At 67.8% G+C, this 1197-nt stretch carries 1 protein-coding gene; it reads right to left on the bottom strand.

Annotation, left to right across the window (positions count from 1 at the left end; genetic code table 11):
• Positions 1 to 3 precede the first annotated feature (3 nt).
• Entirely contained in the window at positions 4 to 1194 is a 1191-nt protein-coding gene (gene tuf / locus MKK60_RS28045) for an elongation factor Tu (RefSeq protein ID WP_147729937.1), read from the bottom strand.
• Between the last annotated feature and the right edge of the window lie 3 nt (positions 1195 to 1197).

The following is a 1197-nucleotide window of genomic DNA, read 5'->3' as shown; positions in this document are numbered from 1 at the left end:
CGACTACGCGTTGATGGCGGCGACGACGCCGGCGCCGACGGTTCGGCCGCCCTCGCGGATGGCGAAGCGCAGCTTCTCCTCCATGGCCACCGGCACGATCAGCGTGACGTCCATGGTCACGTTGTCGCCCGGCATCACCATCTCGGTGCCCTCGGGCAGCACGCACACGCCGGTCACGTCGGTGGTGCGGAAGTAGAACTGCGGCCGGTAGTTGGTGAAGAACGGCGTGTGGCGCCCGCCCTCCTCCTTGGTCAGGATGTAGGCCTCGGCCTTGAACTTGGTGTGCGGCTTGACCGAGCCCGGCTTGCACACGACCTGGCCGCGCTCGACGTCCTCGCGCTTGGTGCCGCGCAGCAGCACGCCGACGTTGTCGCCCGCCTGGCCCTGGTCGAGCAGCTTGCGGAACATCTCGACGCCCGTGACCGTCGTGGTCTGGGTGTCGCGGATGCCGACGATCTCCACCGTCTCGCCGACCTTGACGATGCCGCGCTCGACCCGGCCCGTCACCACCGTGCCGCGGCCCGAGATCGAGAACACGTCCTCGATCGGCATCAGGAACGGCATGTCGATCGGACGCTCCGGCTGCGGGATGTAGTCGTCCACCGTCTTCATCAGCGCCAGCACCGCGTCGTGCCCGACCGCCTTGTCGCCGTTGTCGAGCGCCACCTTGGCCGAGCCCTTGGTGATCGGGATGTCGTCGCCGGGGAAGTCGTACTTCGACAGAAGCTCGCGCACCTCCATCTCGACGAGCTCGAGCAGCTCGGCGTCGTCGACGAGGTCGACCTTGTTGAGGAACACCACCAGCGCCGGAACGCCGACCTGGCGCGCCAGCAGGATGTGCTCGCGGGTCTGCGGCATCGGGCCGTCGGCCGCCGACACCACCAGGATCGCGCCGTCCATCTGCGCCGCGCCCGTGATCATGTTCTTCACGTAGTCGGCGTGGCCGGGGCAGTCGACGTGCGCGTAGTGCCGGTTCGTCGTCTCGTACTCCACGTGCGCCGTCGAGATCGTGATCCCGCGCGCCTTCTCCTCCGGAGCCTTGTCGATCTGGTCGTAGGCCGTGAACGTCGCCCCGCCGGACTCCGCCAGGACCTTCGTGATCGCCGCCGTCAGCGACGTCTTGCCGTGGTCAACGTGACCGATCGTGCCGATGTTGCAGTGCGGCTTCGTGCGGGCAAACTTCTCTTTGGCCATGGT

It is taken from the genome of Methylobacterium sp. J-092 (assembly GCF_022829325.1).
In the GTDB taxonomy this organism is placed as follows: Bacteria; Pseudomonadota; Alphaproteobacteria; order Rhizobiales; family Beijerinckiaceae; genus Methylobacterium.
The sequence above is the reverse complement of the archived record's forward strand: the minus strand, read 5'-3'. Positions and strand labels throughout refer to the sequence as shown.